Below are 20,998 nucleotides of genomic sequence, written 5' to 3'. Positions count from 1 at the left end.
CCGGAAATCGTTTATTCCATTAAACAGCAGGTTTTACAGCTTTTTTCACCAGGAATAAATACGCGAGCAGCGCAATCAGGCACATCGTGAAGATGGTCAGGCCCATGGGAACGGCCGTTTCTTCCCCGGCGATGCCGACAAGCGGCGCCGTCAAGGCTCCGAGGATGAAAGGCAAAAGGCCAAGCAAGGCGGACGCGCTGCCGGCCACATGGCTTTGGCGTTCCATTGCCAGTGTGAACGAAGCTGTCCCGACCACGCCGATTGCCGAGACGAAAAAGAAGATCGGAATGACGACGGCCCATAGCGGTCCGTGCAAAACGACCACAGCGAGCAGCACCGCGCCCGACAACACCGCCGCATAAAGCGCACCTTCCAAAAAGCGTTTTTCAGACACCTTATGCGCAAACCGCCCGACCGCGTAGCTTCCGATGATCAGGCCGATGCCGTTCATGCCGAACAGCAAACTGAACACTTGAGGCGAAACGCCGTAGATGTTCTGGTAGATGAACGGTGTCCCTGCGACATAGGCGAAAACGCCGCCGATCAGAAAGCCCTGTGCCAGCGCATAGCCCGTAAACTGCTTGTCCCGTAAGATCGAGGCAAAACTGCCGAACGTCGAACCCAATTGGCTCGGGATGCGCTTTTCGGCAGGTAGGCTCTCCGGCAGACGAAATACAGTGATCAGCAGCAAGGTGATCCCGAGCAGCGACAGCGCCATGAAGATGCCTTTCCAGTCGGCGAACAGCAGCACGCCGCTTCCGACAGATGGCGCAAGAAGCGGCACCAGGTTGTTCACTACCATCAGCAATGCGAACAGCCGCGTCAGCTCTGCCCCGCTGCTGACGTCCCGCACTATTGCCCGGGAAATAACGAGTCCTGCAGAAGCGGCAAACCCTTGCGCGAAGCGCAGCGCGATGAAGATATAGATATTCGGCGCGAAAATGCAGGCCGCCGAAGCGATGACGTAAATGACCAACGAAATGATCAGCGGCTTCCGTCTGCCGTGCATATCGCTGAGCGCGCCGGCAAAGAGCTGGCCGAGCGCAAGCCCCAAGAGACAAGCCGTCAAGCTTAACTGGACCGAAGAAGCCGTCGTATCGAATATGCCTGCCAGTACCGGGAACGCCGGCAAATACATATCGATCGTGAACGGGATGAGCGATGTGAGCGCCCCTAAAAGGATGACGAAACGTGCGCGTTTCGCACCTGTAAGATTTTCCATAATGCAACAGCCTTTCTTTCCGAGAACACCTCTATTTATTTTCGCTATTATGTATACGTTCAAAACAGCTGTTTACTAGATTATCACAAAAGGCATTATTTCCCTCTCATTTTGCTCGGCTAAAGCGTTTTTCTCCCGAGGACGCTTCGATTCAGGTTGGGTTTATTTCTTTGAAGTTTATGAGCGTTCGCTGCGAGGTTATGAGCGTTGAGCCCGGTATTATGAGCGTTCACCTGGGACTTATGAGCGTTGAGCGCGCGGTAATGAGCGTTCGACCTGGTGGTATGAGCGTTCAGCAACACCCGTTGCTTATTGGTTTCAAGCACCCGAACGTTCTCTTCCCCAAACAAAAAAGCCTCCATATAAAATGAAGGCTTTCGCTTTTGTCTATTCCATTCACGCACCCGGCTTGAATTCCTGTCCGTTGATAAACTCGCGTATTGCTGCCGGATAGGTTTCCGGCGCTTCGATCCCCGGCATGTGGGAGCAGTTTTCAAATAGCCGGAATTCCGAATCCGCCACGAGGCTAGCATAATATTCAGTGGTCTCCGGCGTCGCTTCATCAAAGCGCCCACAGGTGAAGAGTGCCGGCAAGTCGAGTTCAACGAGCCGGGCCGTGACGTCGAAATCCTTCAGTATGCCCGTCACCGTGAACTCGGAAGCTCCCCACATGTAATGGTAGATCTGGAGGTTCATCTCATCCAATTCCTTTTTCATCTCTTCCGGCCACGGATCGATCCGGCACATATGGCGCTTGTAATAGGCCATCATCGCCTCTTGATACTCTTCCGTATCCGTCGTCTGCGCCCATTCGTTGCGCGCAACAATTTCCTGGATGTCTTCCGGAAACGCTTTTAAGTAATTCCGCTGGTCCTCTTCCCACATCGGCGCACTGAGCGCAGGACTCGAAAAGATGACGCTCCGGACGCCTTTTGGCTGTTTATGCAGGAGGTACGAAGCGGCGAGCATCGATCCCCACGAATGCCCCAGCAGATGGAACTCTTTAAGCTCCAGCGCTTCGATTACGTGCTCCAGCTCCTCTACATAACGCTCCACCGTCCATAAATCCGTATCCGTCGGGCGGCCTGATTTTCCGCACCCGAGCTGATCGTATTGGATGACCGGCCGCTCGCTGCCCAAATTCCGCAGCGGATCGATCTCAGAACTCATGCCGCCTGGACCTCCGTGCAGCACCAGCAGCGGAATCCCCGGCCCGGCTCCTGTAATGCGGAACCATACATTGCCTCCTTCAACAGGAATAAACCCTTCAGTCACATGCTCCATTCCGTCATACCCTCCTCAGATGTTGTCTCTATTACTAAATTCTTCATCGGCCCTCTTTTCCCTTTAAAGCCTTTATCGACGATTTTTTCGGTCCATCAGAATAAAAGATCGGAAGCTTGTCTCTTTAAGATTTTCCAGCTGAATTTATTGGCGAATGAGCACATTTTAGAGTTCTTTAATTTTTTCTTCAAGTTTTCTAAAAATTGTATATATTTTGTAATAAAGAGGTGCTATAATCCGATTACTAGGCATAATTTATCAGTCACAATTGATTTTTTGATTATTTTTGTTCAGTTTTAGTCATAAGTCCTTTGCCGGATTCATTTTGTCCAAGCGCAACCGGACTCACTGGGTGGTCGGAGCCAATCAGCCAGCTTTTATAGTTTTGAAAAAAAAAGAACACCAGCCTGAAGGAGGAGAAAGAGAATGAAGAAAAAAGCATCAAAGGGGTTTGCTGTGGTATCGGCTTTATTGTTATCGGGGGTTGTTTCGACGAGTTCGACGTTGGCAGTTGAATTGGTGATAAAACCAGAATTAATTGCTACAAGCGAAGGAAAAGTTGTACTTAAGCAAGACGAGATTAAGACATTTAACATTAACCTATCATATGCAGGCAACAGTTCGAATCTCAAAGGGACTTTAACAATCGATACAGAGTATCTTCTGAAAGGAAGTAGTTATACTTCAGGAAAGCCTGCAACAATTAAATTTAACGGGAATTCACTTCAGAATACTCCTTTACAGATAAAAGTTGATGCTAAAGAAGCTAATTCCCAAAACTTCAATATTCCTCTCACAGTATCAATTACCAACGAAGTTACAAATGGAAATGGAAAAACAGAGCCACTTTTCAACGAGAATCTAGACAATTTAATAATCGAAGTGCTTTCAACTGACACCACTGCCCCAACTGTCTCAATTACCAACCCGATCGATGGCGGCTTCTATCAATCAAGCCAGCTTCCAGCAGAACCGGCGTTTACTGTAGTAGACGATAGCACCACAACAACCAGCTCCACAGGCTGGAGCAAAGAAGAAGGCACCCACACGCTGACGGTTTCTTCTACAGATGCTTATCTGAACAAAGGCACCGCTTCAGCCACGTACACAGTAGATGACACAGATCCGCTCATCACTTCCCAAGTGGCGGATGGCGGCGTCTACAATACCGAGACTCTCGAAGCACTGAAAGAAATTTATTTTGAAGTCACCGACTTAAACCTGGAAGGTTCTCAGGCAGATCCGCTGGAAACTTCTGCTGGCGAGCATACGGTTTCTATCACCGCAGAAGATAAAGCGGGCAACCAAGCGGAAAAAACGATCACTTATTTTGTAGACAATGAAGTCCCTTCGATTGTATTCAACTTCACAGACGGCGGCTATTACACATCTTCCGCTTTTGAAGCGATCAAACCGCTTTATACAATTTTTGATGATAATTTAGACAGCACGAAAACCAAAGCTGCTGCGCCGGTCCTTACAGAAGGCAGCCAGTCGCTGGCAGTTGAAGCGACAGACCTTGCTGGCAACGTGGGAAGCGCTCAAGCTTCTTATACAATCGATGACACAAAACCAAATGTGTCCATCCACCTGGAAGAAGGCAAATTTTACAACCAGCGCGCACTGAGCTCTGTTGGAGAATTTTATTCCGTATCGGACACTAATCTTTTCAGCACAGGGGCTGATGGCTTCGGCACAGAAGACGGCAAGCACCAGGCGACTGTGACTGCGATGGATCTGGCTGGCAACGAAACGGTGAAGACGGTGAATTATGTAGTCGATACCGCTGGACCGGCAATCGCGATCGATGCTAAAAAACTGGCCAACGGCGGGTTCTATACTTCCGCATACCTTGAAGGCCTTGCTGACTTCTATACAGTTGACGATGCCAATTTGGATGCTGAGAAAGTCACGGCAAGCCCGTTGAAGTTCGAAGAAGGCACGCACACCTTCTCGGTAACCGCGACGGATAAAGCTGGAAACACTTCCGTTGAAACCGTCACTTACACCGTGGATGATTCTGCACCTGAAATTTCATTCAATCTGAAAAACGGCGGATTCTACCAAACAGCCAATCTTCCAGCAACTCTGTTTAACGCGACAGACAAGAACGGCGTGGTCAGCATCGTTTCCGCTGATGAATCTGCCGCTGCCGAAGGCCTGCACACGTTGAAGGTGACGGCTATGGATGCAGCCGGCAACAGCACGACTGCAACTGTTTCGTATACGGTTGACGATACAGCTCCGAAAGTCGCGATTTCTGCACCGGCTGATGGCGGATACTACAATTCCGCTAACTTGCCGGAACAACCGGCGTTCACTGTGGATGAAACCAATTCTTATAAATCCAACGTAATCGGCTGGAATACGACGGATGAAGCAACCCATACCGCAACAGTTACAGCCACTGACGCTGCAGGAAACACTGGCCAAGCTGCTGTCACGTATACGCTAGACAACACAGCACCGGCCATCACCTCCACTTTAGTGGACGGCGGCTACTATAACGCGGACGCTCTGCGGGCACTCCAAACTTATTACAGCGTTTCAGATACTAATCTTGATGAAGAGGGCGTCTCTGCAAGCGAACTGAATTTCACTGAAGGCAAGCACGCTGCCGTAATTTCTGCGACAGACAAAGCTGGCAATAAAACCGAAAAAACAATCCGCTATACAGTGGACAATACACTGCCAAGCATTGATTTCAAATTTGAAAACGACGGCTTCTATACTTCCGCTGCCTTCAAAACTTTTGATCCATATTATTCAGTAACAGACGAAAACCTGGACGAAGAATCGGTTTCCGCTAATGATGTCAGCTTAGCAGAAGGCAAAAACAGCCTGACTGTCAGCGCTGCCGATTTGGCGAAAAACACAAACGAAGCAACAGCCAGCTACACGATCGATGACACAAAGCCTGAAGTTTCCTTGTCTCTTGAAGCAGGCAAATACTATAACCTTGCGGCACTTGAGGAGCTGGGGCAATATTGGACAGCAGAAGATGCCCACTTAGCCGGTACGATTGCTTCCCCTCTTGCTTCAACGGACGGCACGCATACGGCAACTGTGACGGCAGTCGATAAAGCGGGCAACGAAACAACCGTTTCCGTCGAATACCACGTCGACAATACGGCTCCTGTCATCGAACTGAACGGCGAAAAACTGGCAGACGGCGGGTTCTATAACGCGGCTTATCTGACGTCACTGACTGAAAAGCCTTATGCAATCGTTGACGCCAACCCGGCTTCTGACAGTGCGAGCGATTTCGAAACTGAAGAAGGAACACATGAATACATTATTACGGCAACCGACAAAGCAGGAAATACTTCTTCCAAAACCGTTTCGTATACGGTCGACAACACAGCACCAAGCATTTCATTTGAATTGAAAAACGGCGGCGTCTATAACGCAGCTTCACTCGAAGCGATTGGCCAGTATTATAACGCTGCAGACGAGAATGGCGGCGTTAAAGTAGAAGAAGATACTTTGGTGACGAACGCGGATGGCAGCTATACATTGAACGTGACAGCAACCGATCGAGCCGGCAACACGGCAACAGCAGCAATCACGTACACAGTGGACAACACCGAACCGGCGATCGATTTCATTTTGAAAAATGGTGCCCATTACACAAGCAAATCGCTCGCTGAAGCTTTGGCTGGCGGAACTTACTACACAGCAACGGATGCTCATTTAGGAGAAGTAAAAGCGGATGAACTGGCGACAGCTGAAGGCGAGCATACGCTGACCGTTTCGGCAGTGGATGCTGCGGGCAACCAAACCGAAGCTTCGATCACTTATGTGGTCGACAATATCGCTCCAGTCATCAGCGGCTTGCAAGGACTGTTCGATGGCCAGCGCTTCCTGAAAGGCCAGACAGTATCAGTAACTCCAGTTGCTGCCGATAATTTTGACAAAGGCCTCCAAACGGAAACAACGCTATTGGATACGTCAAAAACCGGAAAACAATTGGTGACAGTCTCTGTAACCGATAAAGCGGGCAATGTGAGCACGTATGCCATGTCCTATTACGTATACGGCTTTAGCGGCGTCCTTGAGCCGGTCAAAGCAGACGGCAAGAGCGCATTCCAGAAAAACAGAACGGTTCCAGTTAAGTTCCAGATTGCAGACGGCAGCTTGTTCGTCAAAGACGCAACAGCGACCATCCACCTGGTCAAACTGTCGAACAACGAAGCTGGAGAAGAAATCCAAGTGACTTCCACTTCGAATGCGACAACCGGCAATCTGTTCCGCTATGACCTGACTGACAATCAATACATCTTCAACCTCGGCACAAAAGATTTGGAAGTCGGCCAGTATAAAGCCGTAATCAACATCACGCTTGACGGCATGACGACCCGCAACGAATCACAGACCTTCAGCATCAAGAAATAACAGCCAACCAGCACCGCTCCGGCGGTGCTGGTTTTTTTATCCAGGCTCGTCGCCTGTCATACTGCCTTCATAAAAAACGGCCTAACAAAAAAGCATCCAGCCCAATTCAGGGTGGATGCTTTTTCGACTTTATTTATTTCACTTCAACCGTCCAGCCAAGCGTATCTTCCACTTTGCCTGTCTGGATGCCGGTGATCGTATCGTATAATTTCTGCGACAACTCGCCGATTTCGTGGTTGTTGACGACCATTTTCCGGCCCTGCCAGTTCAGTTCGCCGACTGGGGAGATAACGGCAGCCGTGCCCGTGCCGAATACTTCCTCGAGCTGGCCGTCTGCGAAGGCCTGATAGATTTCATTGATCGAAACTTTCCGTTCCGTCACCGGCACGCCCCACGAATTCAGTAATTCGATGATCGAGGTGCGTGTGATGCCTTTCAGGATGCTGCCGTTGAGTGCCGGCGTCACCACTTCGCCGTTGATCTTGAAGAAGATGTTCATGCTGCCGACTTCTTCGATGTACTTCTTCTCGACGCCATCGAGCCATAAGACATCTGCATTCCCTGCTTGTTTTGCTTGGGCCTGCGCCTGGTAGCCGGATGAATAGTTCCCGGCAGTCTTCGCCATTCCCGTGCCGCCTTTTACGGCTCTGGTGAACTGGTCTTCGACATGGATCACGACCGGTTTCAAACCGCCCGGGAAATAAGAGCCAACTGGAGACAGGATGATCATGAGTTTATAGGTTTTTGATGGCCCTACTGCCAGATTCGCTTCAGTAGAGATAATGAATGGCCGGATATACAACGATGTCCCTTGCGTGGAAGGAACCCAGTCTTTCTCCAGCTCAATCAGTTTTGTCAGGTAGTCGAGCATTTTCGCTTCATCGACCGGCGGAATGCTGAGACGCTCGCTCGACAAGTTGAGGCGCTCGAAGTTCTTCTCCGGACGGAACAGCAAGATTCTGCCGTCCTCGGTCCGGTAGGCTTTCATGCCTTCGAAAACCGTCTGTCCGTAATGGAAGATCATGGCCGCCGGGTCCAGCGTAATCGGCGCGTACGGCGTGATTTTCGGTTCGTGCCAGCCTGTTCCTTCCTCATATTCCATCGTGAACATGTGGTCAGTAAAAATGGTCCCAAAGGGCACCTGATCCTGTGACGGCTTCTCTTTCTTATTCGTGCTGTTAACAATTTCAAGTTCGTATGTACTTACCAATGTCAGGCACTCCTTTCGAAATCGTAGATGGGATTGGGTAATGCGGATAATTATACACCCCCTCTCTACCAAGCGAAAGCGTTTTTTATAAAATAAAGAAAATTAAGAGTAAAGGCCTGACATTGGCGCTGACTAACTATTCATTTGTTAATTTTCGATGGGGACTAAGCCATCAAACTCTTCGAAGCCACCATACTTTTCATGCATCTTTTCTTTGTACTCCTCGAACGTCAAATGAAAATTTTCCGGCGGGTTTCCAAGTATGATTTCAAAGACCCCGTCTAAAAAAGTGACAAGATAGCTTTCTTTTAATTCAGGGTCGCCGTTCTCGATTTCGAGTTTGAACTCCTCCAGGTTATCGGGATAGCAATTGAGCAGTGTCATCTTGCGCCGGCCATCTGCAGATACCTGGCAACAGACGCCATAGCCCAAGTTCTCCTGGATTTCGTGTCCATATTTTATAGCTTCTTCCGGCATGCAGGATCGAACAGCATTATATCCGCAGCGCCTGCAGACAATGTACCCCACACTAATTTTATAATAATAATCTTCACTAGCAGATCTTCCGCAATGCGGACATTCAACAGCAGAATAAACAGAAGCCATCCTTGATCCTCCCCTTCTATTTTTGATCATTCATTAGAGAAGGGTCCGGTTTTCCGTCTGGGAAAAATGTGATGCGGGGGTTAAAAAAGCGGTGGCTTGCGAAGATGGAGCTTTCTCCATTTTCAAATAAATTATTTATTCCGTCAATATGAAAAGAGAAAAAAACACTGCCTCGATGCCACGCGGCATTCGGAGCAGTGCTTTCTAGCGGATCACATCGATAAAATGGGCAAGGATGCGGGCGGTCAGCCCCCATATCACTTTGTCTTCATACAGGTAGAAATATTCTTCCATCTCCCGGGCGCGCCAGCTATAATCGCGGCCCCCTTCGATCAGCTCATACGGAAAATCATCTTCCGGCTGGACATCGAATTGGATCTGGTAGATGCGCGGTTCGTTTTCGAGGAAAAAACTCAGCGGCACGCTGAAGAGGCTGCCCACTTCTGCAGGATTCGGTTCGAACGTCGCGGAAGGATCGATGAACCCGGCAAACGCATAGACGATCATTCCGAACGGCGAGACGATGTAGTCGAGCGGGAACACTTCCGAGATTTCATCTTCGCTGATGCCGAGCTCTTCATTGGTTTCCCGAAGCGCCGCAAATTTCGGCGTCTTGTCCTGCGGATCAATCCGCCCTCCCGGAAAGCAGACTTCCCCCGGCTGGCGGCGGAGCTCTTCAGAGCGCGTCTCGAAGAGGACATGGACTTCCCCGTCTTTTTGGACAAGCGGCAGCAAAATCGAGTATTTCGAGAAATTGCGGCTGCCGAGCACCTGCGGTTTATGGGTTTTGATCTTTTCGGTAATTTTTTTGGCGTCCATCCAATCACCTCTCACTATAACATCAGTATTTCCCGGATATCGTGTTCTGTCAAGGAAGTGAGCGACTCCTCGCCGGAGTGGATCACTTCATCGACCAGATTCTTCTTCCGCTCCTGGAGTTCGCTGATTTTTTCCTCGATGCTCCCTTTCGCCATCATCCGGATGACGTGGACTTCGTTTTCCTGGCCCATGCGGTGCGCCCGGTCAGCAGCTTGCTGCTCGACTGCCGGATTCCACCACAGGTCATAAAGGATGACCGTGTCGGCCCCTGTCAGATTCAGCCCGGTGCCACCCGCTTTCAAAGAAATCAGGAACAGGCTGCCTTCGCCGCCGTTGAACCGGCTGCACATTTCCACGCGGTCAACGGGCGGTGTCTGCCCGTCCAGATAAAAATACGGGACACCCTGGCGGCTGAGGTTCTGTCCGACCAAGCCGAGCATTTGGGTGAATTGCGAAAAGATCAGCACTCGTCGCCCGCTGAGCCGGCATTCCTCCAGAATTTCGATCAGCTGATCGAATTTGGCGGAGCCGCCTTCGTAGCCTTGCACGAACAGGGCCGGATGGCAGCAGATCTGGCGCAGGCGCGTCAGCCCTGCCAGGATTTTGATGCGGTTTTTCTGGAAGCTGCCTTTTGTCAGGTGCTTCAGCGCGTCGTGCTTCAGTTCTGCCAGGTACGCGGCATACAGTTTTTTCTGTGCCGGGTACAGATCGGAGTATTGGTCGGTCTCGATTTTTGCCGGCAATTCGCCGAGCACTTCCCCTTTGGTCCGGCGCAGCAGGAACGGCCGGATGCGCTTGGCGATGTGCTCGCGCCTCATCTCGCTGAACTCGCGGCGGTTTGGCAGCAGTTCCGGGAAGACGACCCGGAAGATGGACCATAGTTCATCCAGGGAGTTTTCTACTGGTGTTCCCGTTAATGCGAACCGGTAATCCGCTTCCAGCGTTTTTGCGGCTTGGGCCGTCCGGGTCACCGGATTTTTGAATGCCTGTGCCTCGTCAAAGAAAATCGTATGGAACTTCTTGCCCTTGTAGAGGTGGCTGTCCATCCGGAGCGATGGATACGAGGTGATGACCACATCGGCAGCCGAAAGGTCCTTTAATGCTGCCATCCTGTTAGAACGATTGCCGTCAATGACCTTGGCTTTCAGACCCGGCGCGAATTTCTTCAATTCATTCAGCCAATTGTAGACAAGCGACGACGGGCAGACGACCAGTGCCGGCTCTTTGCGCCGGCGCACATCCGGCAGCACCGAAACGATGAAGGCGATGCTTTGCAGCGTCTTCCCGAGGCCCATGTCATCGGCCAAGATGCCGCCGAATCCATAACGGGCGAGCCCTTTCAGCCAGGCAACCCCGGTTTTCTGGTAGTCCCGGAGCACCAGCTTCAGTTCATCCGGAACTGCCGCAAACGCTTCAGACGGGTCTGATAGGTTTTTCATCAATGCCGCAAACGCCCCGTCCGGCTCTGCCAGCCCGCCTTCTTCCAATTCTCCAGCGAGCCGCATGCCGTGGATCAGCGGTACCCGGATCTCCTCTTCTTCCAAATCGTCCACGACCAGGCCGAGTTCCTCCATAAAGTCCTGCAGCGCCCAATATTCCGGCGTTTCAAGCGACATTAGCGTGCCATTCGGCACCCGGTAGTACTTGCGCTTTTCTTCGATCGCCTGCAACAGCCCTTTGATCTCTGTTTCCGGGATCCCTTCGAGGTCGAAGCGGAACGACAGCCAGTCGGTGCGCTCCTTGACTTCCACCCGGATCTTCGGGCCGCTGTATCCGCGCTGCACGCGCATCTTCACTGCACTTGTCGCATAGACCTGCACCAATTCCTCCAATTCCGGAACCTTCCGGTAGAGGAATTCGTATTCCGCTTCTTCGTCCTGCAGGTAAAATCCGCCCGGCGTCCTGGTGAAGAGGCTGTCCTCCATCGCTTTCATGATGCGCTGCTCCTTGCCGCGTTCGCGCCGGATGCCCGGGATGTGGCGATACTCCTGCTCTTCCTCTTCACACGGGTTGATGACGAGTTTTCCGTAATGGAACTCGACGCCGGCGAGCAGCCGGCTGCGCACCCGGTCGAGGAACAATTTCGCTTTCAGCGGGGTTTCTTCAATCGTCTTGGCCGCTTCTTCAGCCACATCCACTTCGCCAAGGCGCATCAGGCCCGGTACAGCCGTTTCCAGGAAATGGGGAACCTGCCTTTCCGGGATCCGGAAATCCCGCCCTTCCCCAAGCATCCCTTTCAGTTCCGCGAGCCGCAGGCAGTCTTCGGCTGCCAACCGGTACAACTTCCCTTCTGAAAGGGCGCAGTCGTAGGCAGTGAAAACGACAATCCCGTCGAGCCCGGAAGCTTCCAAGCGGAAACTGCCCGCTTCTGCAGGGACCAGCTCGAAGGCGAGCGGCAGCCGTTCCTCGTAGGAAAGGCCCGGGTAACGGCGTGTTCCTTGTTCTATATAGACGTCAGGGGCCGCTTCGAGGAGCGGCACAAGGAGCTCCCATTCAGCTGCCGAAACGGGCAGCACATCCCCGCCCCCATCATAGGCAGCAGCCTGGCTCTTCATCAAAAAGCGCAGCACGGCATCTGTCTCCCGGCCGAAATTATGGCGCTCCGGACTGTAAAGTTTGCCCGGTGCATATTCATAGGGAAGCCGGCCGGCGATTTTTTTCAAAAACCGGCGGGGCTCCGCGATCGCTTCACCCCTCCGTCCTCCGGCCGCCAGGCGGATGCCAATGCTGAAGCCGGCTTCTTCCCTGCCGATTGGCACGCAAATGACTTCGACTGGCATCGTCTCGCGCCTGTCGAAGTGGAGCTGCCTTCCGCTCGGCTGGACAGGCGTCTGGCTGAACAGCCCCAGCATGCGGTCTGCCGCTTCGCCTTCTGTTTTTTGCCGCTCTTCGATGGCGAGCAGAACAGCTGCGATGTGCTGGCAGTAAGTACCGACAAAAGCGACCGGCGGACAGCTGCAGGATGCTTCCACCCGGCCGCCCACAGCTTTTACCGACACGTCAAACCCGGCTCCTGTCCACACCCTCCCCTTTTCCGGCTCTCCTGCGTGTTGAGGGGCCAATTCTACTTTTCCGTTAAGGAAATAGCTCCGTCCTTTTTTATAAGCGGCATCGCCGCATAATTTTTTTATGAGTCTGTCATTCAACGAAAAATTCATGGTTTTGCCCCTTTGCCATCCATCTCTTGTATCCTCCATTATCGCTAAAAACGTTCTTTCTGTACAATTGATCGCTTGTTTGGGTTATATAAAAACCGAAGTCTGCTCTATCTGTTTCACGTGGAACACTACTACTTCAAACAATGAAAGAGAAAAGATGACCTCCGGCACAATGCCAAGGTCATCTCATTTCAGCTTCACTTTAAGGTGCCTTACATAAATTTTCTAGAAAACGAACTTAGTTTATCGCATTTTTCATTCCAGTTCCTGCACCGCAAAAGAGACCAATTCATAGCGCAGCCCCACACGAACCACCGTGAATGTTAGGCGAAGATCGTTCCGGTCTGCCAAATGCTGGATAGGCTCGTTTCCTTGATACAAGTTTATTGCGTAATAGTCATTTCCCACTTTCACTTCAATCACGCGGCCATCTGCCAACCCAAAAGGTTCGTCTGTGGTGATTTCCAATACTTCCCCTGAGATTTTAAGCTCTTGAAGCACCTGCAATGTCCCACTTGGCAAAGCGATTGTGTTGCCGAACTTATTTTTCAATGTGTACTTGGTGTCGCCCGACTTCACGAAGTACGAGGCAGAAGTCCGCTCTATGACCCCAGTGTCCGGATAAAGCGTCAGGATTTGGCCGATTTTAATGAGGTCTGAAGTCAAGCGGTTTAATCTCTTGATGCTTTCGATCGAAACGCCGGTCCGTTTCGAGATAGAGTACAAGGTATCCCCTTTTACCACCCGATAATTTCGGTTATCCAGATTTTCCTGATTTCCAGACCACGGCTGGTCTTTGGCTGGAATGGCGATTTTTTGTCCGACAATGATTTTGGTGCTTGTGGTGAAGTTCGCGGCCATCAGCTGTTCAACCACCAACCCGTACTTTTTTGCAATGCTGTAGAATGTGTCGCCTTTTTTGACAATGTACTAACCGGCCACTTCAGTAGACGCGGTAGGTGCAAGGGCCGGACCAGCAACTGCAGCGGAAAAGACTAGCGCAAACGATAAGAGGATTTTGGCCATCTGTTTCTTTCCTCTGGCCGAATTCGGCTCTTTCTTTTTAGCCTGAGGGACGGGTTTGAACATACAATTTGCCATCTTATTCCCCTGCTTTCCGTTCTTATTTTGCTTCCTTTAACCCTTAAGTTCCCGTTAACAAAAATAAATAATCATTATTTTGTTATTTTTCTGATAATATTACAAATTATTAATGACTGGATTTGCAAATGAGAAAGTAAAAATGTGAATAATAAATTGAAGGAATTCCGATAGAAAAATGATTATTCACAAGACAAGTTGGCAAACTTCAAGGTATTCCTAACTCCAAGATTTAAGAAAAGAATTATCAAAAGACAGTGGGCTGCCGCACAATCAAAAAGCTGCCGATTTTTCGGCAGCCCTGTACTTCATTTTATTTTGATGTTCATTTCACGTAAACAGCTTTAGCCTTTCTTGACAAATTCCGACTTCAGTTTCATCGGGCCGAACCCGTCGATTTTGCAGTCGATGTCATGGTCGCCTTCAACCAGCCGGATGCTTTTGACTTTTGTGCCGATCTTCAGGACCGATGAACTTCCTTTCACTTTCAAGTCCTTGATGACCGTGACGGAATCGCCGTCTGAAAGAACGTTGCCATTGGCATCGCGCACGACCTTTTGGGCTTCTTCCGTCTCGGCTTCTGCGCCGGGCACCCATTCATGTGCGCATTCCGGGCACACCAGCATGCTGCCGTCTTCATATGTATATTCCGAATTGCATTCCGGGCAATTTGGCAATTTCTCCATTTTTCATTTCCTCCATCCATTTTGATGATCGTTTATGCCTGATTCTTTTGGGGAGTGCTGCCTGTTGCGACCGCATCTTTGTTTTGCCTGTGTTTCACTTCTTCCATTTTCGCATAAAAGCTTTCTTCCATGTCGATGCCGAAAAAGTTCGCGAACTTCACCATATAGGCGAGGCAATCGGCCAGTTCTTTGCCGATGTCCTCCTTCACGTTCTGCGACGCCAGCCGGAACGCTGCGTCTTCGTCCATCCCCTCGTCCATATAGCGGCGCGTCAGGTTAAAGGCTTTTCGCAGCTCTTCCGCCACTTCGGCCACTTCCGTCGTCAACAGCATGTAATTTCCCAGTAGCGACGTGCGGGTTTCCGGATAGCTCCCCTCACTGATGCTCCAGCCCATCTCTTCTTGAAACTGTTCGGTGAATCTCTGCATCTCTTTCATGCTGCCCCTCCATTCATGTGGTTTCCGGTTCGCCGATCGGCAGCACCGTCGAGCTTTTGACTTCCCGCAGGGCCAAATTGGTCTGGATTTTGGCGATGCCGAGCTCGTTCAGTTTCCGGATGAACGCCTGCAGGCCGCTGCGGTTCCGGTTGGCGACTTTCAGCAAGTAATCGTATTCCCCCGTGATGCATTGGCATTCCAGCACTTCCGGCATCCCTTCCAAGGCGCGCTCCAATGTTGCCAGTTCCTCTGCCTGATGGAGGTTCGTACTGATGAATATAAAACACAGGAGATCAAAGCCGAGCTTTTCCTGGTTCAGGATAGCAACGTGCCCTTTGATATAGCCTTCCGTTTCCAAACGCTTGATCCGTGAATGGACGGCCGGAGAAGACAGATTGACCCGCTTCGCAATTTCCGTATTGCTTAAATCCGCCTGCCGCTGCAAAATATCGAGGATCTGGACATCTGTCTGATCCAGCACTTTATTGACGACCGATTCCACTTCTCCACTCCCTTTCGATTTTTCCGAGCTTGCCTCGATAAAGCAGGTACTTCTGAAGAATATAATGAAATAAATCAAATAACTTTAATTCTTTTTGAATTTTAACCATTCTTCAAAAGATTCATTCTTAGTATAGCGTGAAATGCTAAAATTATTAACATGAAACTTAATAAGTCGAAGTTCTCCTGCAGAAAATCCGGGAAAGAAGGTTCGCCATGCGCTATTTCTATTCATTGCTATTATTGCTGACAAGCTTCATGTGGGCCGGCAATTTTGTGGTCGGCAAATGGCTGGTCGGACACGCCTCGCCGATAACGCTGACCAGCCTGCGATGGATGATTGCCGTGCTCTGCCTCATCCCGCTTGTCTGGGCCAGCGAGAAAAAGCTCCTGCCGCCGCGCAAGGCGCTGCTGCCGCTCGCGTTGATGGGCGTAACCGGCGTGGTGCTGTTCAACATCCTGCAATTCATCGCACTCGACCATACGTCCGCGACGAACATTGGGTTGATTTCCACATTGAACATGATTTCCATCGCTGTTTTTTCCGCTCTTTTACTGAAGGAAAGGATCCGTCCGCTGCAGACGGCCGCGATGGGCCTTTCGCTGTTCGGCGTGGTACTCGTGCTGACGGAAGGAAATGCCGAACTCTTGGTGTCGCTCCAATTCAACAAGGGCGATTTGTTCATGCTGGCCGCTGTCGGCATTTGGGGAATCTATTCGGTCTGCAGCAAATGGGCGATGGCGCATGTCTCCCCCATGATGGCCACGTTGTATTCAGGCATATTCGGCGTCGCCGTGCTGCTGCCGTTCAATCTTGCCGACTTCACTGTGACCAACATCAACGCATCTTTCGTCTATTCCATTCTTTATACGGGCGTCGTCTCGACCGTAATCTGTTTTGTTCTCTGGAACATCGGCGTCCAAAAACTGGGGGCGACGACTTCCGGGCTATTTTTGAACTTCAATCCGGTCTTCACTGCCCTCCTTGCGTTCCTGCTCCTAGGCGAACGCATGTCGGGCGTGCAGGTGCTCGGAAGCGCCCTCGTGATTCTTGGCTGCTATCTTTTCAGCCTGTTCAAGACAAAATCGTTCCGCAGACAACCCTCTGCAGGCATAACAAACCCTCTGACGCGCCAGGCCTAGCCCGGTCCGTCAGAGGGTTCTTTTTGTGCCTAATTACCTTAATGTGCGTTTCAGGAATTCACGCGTGCGCTCTTTTTGCGGCGCATTGAAAATCTGCTCCGGCGGCCCTTCTTCGACGATGACGCCTTTGTCCATGAAGACGACCCGGTCAGCCACTTCTTTTGCAAATTCCATTTCGTGAGTGACGATTAGCATCGTCAACCCGCTTTTCGCGAGGTCTTTCATGACCTTCAGCACTTCACCGACCATTTCCGGATCGAGGGCCGAAGTCGGTTCGTCAAACAGCATGACATCCGGCTCCATCGACAGCGCGCGCGCAATTGCCACCCGCTGTTTCTGGCCGCCCGAGAGCTGTTGGGCTTTGGCGTTAACGTACTGGTCCATGCCGACGACATTCAAGTATTTCATCGCCACTTTTTCCGCTTCTTCCTTGCGGCGCTTCAGCACTTTCACCTGGCCGACGGAGCAATTGGCCAGGACGTTGTGGTTGTTGAACAGATTGAATTGCTGGAACACCATCCCGAGTTTCGTGCGGTAGGCGTGGATATCATGACGGTCATCGAGGATGTTCTCGCCGTTATAGATGATTTTTCCGCCGCTCGGCTTCTCGAGCAGGTTGATGCAGCGGAGCAGCGTCGATTTTCCGGACCCTGAAGAGCCGATGACGCAGACCACTTCGCCTTTATGAACTGAAAAGTCGATGTCTTTCAACACTTCATGCGTTCCGAACGATTTGCTTAAATGCTGGATTTCGATCACTTTTTCCATAAACTCTCCTCTTCCATTTCAGCTTTTTGGCGCCGTCACTCTTTGATTTTGTGTTCCGTATCTTCCGGGTTCACCACTTGCATCGGCAATCCGCCGATCATGCTGTAGTTTGCCGGCCCTGCCAGCCTTCTTTCAAGTTTGCGCAAGAGGAGCGTAATGGCAAACGTCATGATGAAATAAAGGACGCAGGCGATGAAGAACGATTCGAAATAGCGGAAATTGTTCCCGGAAACCGAACGGGTCTGGAAAAACAATTCCGTTACGCCGATGACGCTGAGCACCGCTGTATCTTTGATGTTGATGACGAACTGGTTGCCGGTGGCCGGCAGGATGTTGCGGATCACCTGCGGCAGGACGACGTTCATCATCGTCTGGAAATGGTTCATGCCGATGGCTTGCGCCGCTTCGAACTGGCCCTTGTCGACGGAAATGATGCCGCCCCGGACGATTTCGGCCATATACGCTCCCGTGTTGATCGAAACGATGAAAATAGCGGCGGTGAAGACGTCCATGTCAATGCCGAACGCCATCGCCGAGCCGTAGAAGATGACCATGGCCTGTACCATCATCGGGGTGCCCCGGAAAAATTCGATATAGGCGGAAAGCAGCCCGTTGACCGTTTTCAATAGCGGTTTCTTAATGCCCCGCTCCGGCATCGGGATTGTGTGGATGATGCCGATGATCAGCCCGATGGCAGCGCCGATCAATGTCCCGATGATCGAAATCAACAGCGTCATTCCTGCTCCGCGCAGGAACATCGGCCAATTATCTGTAAGTATAGTAATGACCCATTCAAGACTCATTGTTTTCCTCCTAAGCAAAAGTAAAGCCGGCCGCATGTGCATGCAGCCGGCGCCACCCCTTCATTATTGCGCAGCTGGTTGGTTCTGGATTGCTGTATCCATGATTTCCTGGCGCTCTTCTTCGGAAATGCCCGCCAAGGTTTCATTGATCGCTTCGGCGAGGTCGCTTCCTTTTTCAAGTCCGACGGCCACCGCTGTATCGTCTTCCGATGTTTCAAATCCGTCTTCGAATTCCACCATCGCGAAGTTTTCATTTGCTGCAGAAGCGCTGACCGCTTCCGGGCGTTCCGATACATAGCCGTCGATCATGCCTGATTCAAGCGCTACCCGCATCGACGGGAAGCTTTCCATAGCCGTCTCTTTGGAGACGCCTTCAATCTGGTCAATGACGGTGTAGTGGAATGTATTCAATTGTGCCGTGATTTTCGCGCCTTCAAAATCTGCGAGTTTTGTAGCATTTTCAAATTCGCCGCCTTTTTTCACGACCATCACCAGTTCAGAAGTGTAGTAGTGGTCCGAAAAGTCGATGGTCTCTTTGCGTTCGGCTGTCGGCGACATCCCTGCAATGATGGCATCGATTTTGCCGGAAGTCAGAGCCGGCACCAGACCATCCCATTCCGTTTTGACGATTTCAAGCTCTTTGCCCATGTCTTCAGCGATGCGCTTGGCGATTTCCACGTCATAGCCGCCAGCATATTCCGCATTCCCTGAAATTTTCACTGCGCCGTTGGAATCATCCCCTTGCGTCCAGTTGAACGGCGCATACGCAGCTTCCATCCCGACCTTGAATGTTTCGCTTTCCTCTGAAGCTCCTCCGCCTGTCGAGCCGCTTTCTTCCGATCCACATCCGCCAAGCATCATGCCGGCCGAAAGAATCGCCGTCAACCACAAACCTGTTTTCTTCTTCATTATCCTTTTCCCCCTTTGGTTTTTGCACTTTTAATTTTTCTGAATATACAAAAAAGGCAACCAGCTACAAAAAAAGACCTGAGATAGACTCAGATCGCTATATGCATAGTTGCCCTAAATCCTCTTTTCCCTGGTTCGAGATAGCGCTCCGCTACGGACCGGGAAGTCCATGGCGGCAGTCCTGCAATTGTTCACTGCAGACCCAGCAAGTAATAGTCGAGAAATATTACAAACTTCGGCGGTCTTTCCTTCTCCATAGCATCCCAGCTTCTCAAACTCTTCTATGGACTAATAAATCCCGCGCCTCTACCTCACCAGAAAGTGAGGTTATATATTCACTTGTTTTTCATAGTCTACAATAAGGCTTTTTACCTGTCAATCTAAGTTTTCATCGCCCGACTTCGATTGAATCGGGGCTCTCCCGCCAAGCGGCGGCCCTATTTCCGCGTGATTCCTGCTGCCCTTCGGAAAAGTGCGGAATGCTCCCTTTGACAGCCCGCGCGGCTTCTTCCACATTGCCTACCTGCAGGAACTTTTTCTGCGCATCCGGATATTGATGTTCCGTGTGCTTGTAGCGGGAATCGTAATAGGATTCCAGCAGCAATTGAATGGCTGACGGGAAATTCCCCGCTTCCAAATCCGCTTCGATCTGCCCTGCAACAGGCACGTGAATGCGGGATTTTATGCGGTGGAACGCCTCGAGGCATTCTGCGGCATACACTCCCGGCCGGTAATCTTCCATGATTTCCTTTACCCTTTCAGCCATCGGCATTTCAATGACTAAATGCGTGCTCCGGTTTTTCAAGTCGCATAAAAACGGCGGGATCACCACTTTCCCGATCCGGTGGCTTTCCGCTTCAAACAGCACATACGGGGCATCTGCCAGCTTTCTCAACCGATGCACAAGCAGCGAATCGAACACTTTCTGGTTATGCGGCTCGAGGCCGATCTGGCCGAAGATGGATCCCTTATGGTTCGCCATCCCTTCAAAATCGATGACCGGATAGCCTTCCTTCTCCAGTGCCTTCAACACTCTTGTTTTTCCAGCGCCCGTCAAGCCGTTCAACACGAACGCACGGGAGGGAGCCGCCATTTCCTCCAGCTGCGCCACTACCCATTTCCGGTAGCTGCGGATTCCGCCCTCCAAGCGGTGCGAATGGATATTCATCAAACTCAATAGCGTGGCAGTGGTCCGGCTTCGCATTCCGCCGCGCCAGCAGAAAACCGTCAGATTTCCTTCGAGCGCTTTGAATTGCCGGATAAATTCCGGCAGCTTCGCAGAAATGATTTCCAGTCCGCGCTCTTTTGCGGCTTCGACGCTGACCTGTTTATAAAGCGTGCCGACTTCCGCCCGTTCCGCGTCATCAAAAAACGGGATATTGATGCTTCCGGGAATCGTGAAATTTTTAAATTCAGCCGGCGACCGGACATCGATCAGGACCATTCCTCCGTTTTCGATTGCCGGGACCAGCTCTTCGACAGTTATATTGCTGAACATGATTCTTTCCTCCAAAAGTTCCTCGGGCAGCCGCCGCCATACTCGGCCGGCAGCACTCGTTAAGGTTACTTTGTACTTCGGCCTGGCATTGCCAAGCCTCTTATCCAAGTATACACCCCAGACTGTAGACAAAGTCTAATTTGAATGAATAGAGANGTAGACAAAGTCTAATTTGAATGAATAGAGAATAAGCCCGACCGGGCTGGCCACTTCGCTTTCCGTGGGCTCGGCTTCAGCCGCTTCCCTCGCTACGCTCAGTCCAGGGTCTTCAGCTCGAGCTGGGCCCACAGGAGTCTCGTGGCCAGCACGGTCGGAAACATCACCTGTATCTAAATAGATAAGATAAGGACGCTGATCCTGATTTAATCTACCAGGAACAAGCCGCAGGCTTCAGGATCCGCAACGGAAGGCGGCGACTCCTGCGGGAAAGCGAAGTGCCGAAATCCACTCGGACGCCA

Annotated in this window: 16 protein-coding genes and 1 riboswitch; of the genes, 2 read left to right on the top strand and 14 right to left on the bottom strand. The window is 51.0% G+C overall.

Annotation, left to right across the window (positions count from 1 at the left end):
- Positions 1-19: 19 nt before the first annotated feature.
- Positions 20-1,222, bottom strand: coding sequence for a Bcr/CflA family efflux MFS transporter (locus ACFSDB_RS11640; protein WP_204893254.1), 1,203 nt, complete (start codon positions 1,220-1,222; stop codon positions 20-22).
- Between the two features lie 396 nt (positions 1,223-1,618).
- Positions 1,619-2,506: a proline iminopeptidase-family hydrolase gene (locus tag ACFSDB_RS11635; protein WP_204893253.1), complete on the bottom strand. Its 888-nt coding sequence runs from the start codon at positions 2,504-2,506 to the stop codon at positions 1,619-1,621.
- A gap of 882 nt (positions 2,507-3,388) precedes the next feature.
- Between ACFSDB_RS11635 and ACFSDB_RS11630 the strand changes: the two genes are divergently transcribed.
- The gene (locus ACFSDB_RS11630) at positions 3,389-6,901 is read left to right on the top strand and encodes an Ig-like domain-containing protein (RefSeq protein WP_204893252.1); all 3,513 of its coding nucleotides are present in this window, start codon (positions 3,389-3,391) and stop codon (positions 6,899-6,901) included.
- A gap of 133 nt (positions 6,902-7,034) precedes the next feature.
- Here the strand turns inward: ACFSDB_RS11630 and ACFSDB_RS11625 are convergent, their stop codons facing one another.
- The 8 genes from ACFSDB_RS11625 to ACFSDB_RS11590 form a co-directional block, all read right to left on the bottom strand.
- Positions 7,035-8,111 (bottom strand): branched-chain amino acid aminotransferase, encoded by a 1,077-nt coding sequence (locus tag ACFSDB_RS11625; RefSeq protein ID WP_204893251.1) that lies wholly within the window; start codon positions 8,109-8,111, stop codon positions 7,035-7,037.
- A gap of 147 nt (positions 8,112-8,258) precedes the next feature.
- Complete coding sequence (locus ACFSDB_RS11620; RefSeq protein ID WP_204893250.1) at positions 8,259-8,717, bottom strand: hypothetical protein; 459 nt, start codon at positions 8,715-8,717, stop codon at positions 8,259-8,261.
- A gap of 204 nt (positions 8,718-8,921) precedes the next feature.
- On the bottom strand, positions 8,922-9,536 hold the full coding sequence (locus tag ACFSDB_RS11615; protein ID WP_204893249.1) for an NUDIX hydrolase: 615 nt from the start codon (positions 9,534-9,536) through the stop codon (positions 8,922-8,924).
- A gap of 14 nt (positions 9,537-9,550) precedes the next feature.
- Positions 9,551-12,694, bottom strand: a complete 3,144-nt coding sequence (locus ACFSDB_RS11610; protein ID WP_204893248.1) for a DEAD/DEAH box helicase — start codon at positions 12,692-12,694, stop codon at positions 9,551-9,553.
- A 255-nt stretch (positions 12,695-12,949) separates the two neighbouring features.
- Positions 12,950-13,570, bottom strand: a complete 621-nt coding sequence (locus ACFSDB_RS11605; protein WP_204893247.1) for a muramidase family protein — start codon at positions 13,568-13,570, stop codon at positions 12,950-12,952.
- 569 nt (positions 13,571-14,139) lie between these two features.
- Entirely contained in the window at positions 14,140-14,481 is a 342-nt protein-coding gene (locus ACFSDB_RS11600; protein ID WP_204893246.1) for a zinc ribbon domain-containing protein YjdM, read from the bottom strand.
- Positions 14,482-14,513: 32 nt separating this feature from the next.
- A complete protein-coding gene (locus ACFSDB_RS11595) occupies positions 14,514-14,918 on the bottom strand; it encodes a MazG nucleotide pyrophosphohydrolase domain-containing protein (protein ID WP_204893245.1) in 405 nt (134 codons plus the stop codon).
- A 13-nt stretch (positions 14,919-14,931) separates the two neighbouring features.
- Entirely contained in the window at positions 14,932-15,420 is a 489-nt protein-coding gene (locus ACFSDB_RS11590) for an Lrp/AsnC family transcriptional regulator (protein WP_204893244.1), read from the bottom strand.
- A gap of 215 nt (positions 15,421-15,635) precedes the next feature.
- Here ACFSDB_RS11590 and ACFSDB_RS11585 point away from each other — a divergent pair, with 215 nt between their 5' ends.
- Positions 15,636-16,562, top strand: a complete 927-nt coding sequence (locus ACFSDB_RS11585; protein WP_204893243.1) for a DMT family transporter — start codon at positions 15,636-15,638, stop codon at positions 16,560-16,562.
- A 33-nt stretch (positions 16,563-16,595) separates the two neighbouring features.
- On the opposite strand, the gene ACFSDB_RS11580 is transcribed toward ACFSDB_RS11585, so the two are convergent.
- The 4 genes from ACFSDB_RS11580 to mnmH all read right to left on the bottom strand — a co-directional run bounded on the left by ACFSDB_RS11580 (position 16,596) and on the right by mnmH (position 20,540).
- Positions 16,596-17,330 (bottom strand): amino acid ABC transporter ATP-binding protein, encoded by a 735-nt coding sequence (locus tag ACFSDB_RS11580; RefSeq protein ID WP_377340126.1) that lies wholly within the window; start codon positions 17,328-17,330, stop codon positions 16,596-16,598.
- A gap of 35 nt (positions 17,331-17,365) precedes the next feature.
- On the bottom strand, positions 17,366-18,133 hold the full coding sequence (locus tag ACFSDB_RS11575; protein ID WP_204893242.1) for an amino acid ABC transporter permease: 768 nt from the start codon (positions 18,131-18,133) through the stop codon (positions 17,366-17,368).
- Positions 18,134-18,196: 63 nt separating this feature from the next.
- A complete protein-coding gene (locus ACFSDB_RS11570) occupies positions 18,197-19,042 on the bottom strand; it encodes a transporter substrate-binding domain-containing protein (RefSeq protein ID WP_204893241.1) in 846 nt (281 codons plus the stop codon).
- 133 nt (positions 19,043-19,175) lie between these two features.
- Positions 19,176-19,359: riboswitch (Lysine riboswitch) on the bottom strand.
- Between the two features lie 71 nt (positions 19,360-19,430).
- A complete protein-coding gene (mnmH, locus tag ACFSDB_RS11565) occupies positions 19,431-20,540 on the bottom strand; it encodes a tRNA 2-selenouridine(34) synthase MnmH (protein WP_204893240.1) in 1,110 nt (369 codons plus the stop codon).
- Between the last annotated feature and the right edge of the window lie 458 nt (positions 20,541-20,998).

Origin of the sequence: Planococcus chinensis (assembly GCF_042681545.1) — a bacterium.
Taxonomy (GTDB): domain Bacteria; phylum Bacillota; class Bacilli; order Bacillales_A; family Planococcaceae; genus Planococcus; species Planococcus chinensis.
This window is presented reverse-complemented; position numbering and strand designations above follow the sequence as displayed.

Bases quoted from the DNA above. Each gene is read 5' to 3' on its own strand.
- ACFSDB_RS11615 (WP_204893249.1), bottom strand. From the start codon at position 9,536: ATGGACGCCAAAAAAATTACCGAAAAGATCAAAACCCATAAACCGCAG.
- ACFSDB_RS11575 (WP_204893242.1), bottom strand. From the start codon at position 18,133: ATGAGTCTTGAATGGGTCATTACTATACTTACAGATAATTGGCCGATG.
- ACFSDB_RS11620 (WP_204893250.1), bottom strand. From the start codon at position 8,717: ATGGCTTCTGTTTATTCTGCTGTTGAATGTCCGCATTGCGGAAGATCT.
- ACFSDB_RS11635 (WP_204893253.1), bottom strand. From the start codon at position 2,506: ATGGAGCATGTGACTGAAGGGTTTATTCCTGTTGAAGGAGGCAATGTA.
- ACFSDB_RS11610 (WP_204893248.1), bottom strand. From the start codon at position 12,694: ATGAATTTTTCGTTGAATGACAGACTCATAAAAAAATTATGCGGCGAT.
- mnmH (WP_204893240.1), bottom strand. From the start codon at position 20,540: ATGTTCAGCAATATAACTGTCGAAGAGCTGGTCCCGGCAATCGAAAAC.
- ACFSDB_RS11640 (WP_204893254.1), bottom strand. From the start codon at position 1,222: ATGGAAAATCTTACAGGTGCGAAACGCGCACGTTTCGTCATCCTTTTA.
- ACFSDB_RS11570 (WP_204893241.1), bottom strand. From the start codon at position 19,042: ATGAAGAAGAAAACAGGTTTGTGGTTGACGGCGATTCTTTCGGCCGGC.
- ACFSDB_RS11600 (WP_204893246.1), bottom strand. From the start codon at position 14,481: ATGGAGAAATTGCCAAATTGCCCGGAATGCAATTCGGAATATACATAT.
- ACFSDB_RS11580 (WP_377340126.1), bottom strand. From the start codon at position 17,330: ATGGAAAAAGTGATCGAAATCCAGCATTTAAGCAAATCGTTCGGAACG.
- ACFSDB_RS11595 (WP_204893245.1), bottom strand. From the start codon at position 14,918: ATGAAAGAGATGCAGAGATTCACCGAACAGTTTCAAGAAGAGATGGGC.
- ACFSDB_RS11585 (WP_204893243.1), top strand. From the start codon at position 15,636: ATGCGCTATTTCTATTCATTGCTATTATTGCTGACAAGCTTCATGTGG.